This window comes from Campylobacter coli LMG 9860 (assembly GCF_000254135.1).
GTDB classification, from domain to species: domain Bacteria; phylum Campylobacterota; class Campylobacteria; order Campylobacterales; family Campylobacteraceae; genus Campylobacter_D; species Campylobacter_D coli.
Map to the genome: position 1 here is coordinate 1 of NZ_AINS01000185.1, position 312 is coordinate 312.

General features: G+C 30.1%; 1 protein-coding gene. It reads right to left on the reverse strand.

The window, feature by feature from the left end:
* Positions 1–312: 6-hydroxymethylpterin diphosphokinase MptE-like protein (locus tag CCO88_RS10050; RefSeq protein WP_002804559.1), on the reverse strand; the 312-nt coding region annotated here is incomplete at both ends.

Here is a 312-nt window from a genome sequence, read left to right on the forward strand (position 1 = left end):
CTGTCCTATAAAAATGATGTTTTTATAATTTAGATGAGTTGCAAATTCATAAGCCATATGTGCAACACTTGGTCCATAACCTACATAGCCATATGGGCAAAGATTGATATTTTCAATAAAACTAGATGGCCTTGAAGTAAGTATAAAAGCTCTATTATTTTTTTGAAGATATTTTATGGTTTGTGGATAAACCCAACTTATACAAACAAACAAAACATCTTGATCAAATTCCCCAAAATCATTGTTAAAAAATTCAGAAGTTAAAGGAATCCTTTCCAAAGAAAGCACATAATCAGGCTTTATACCGTGTTT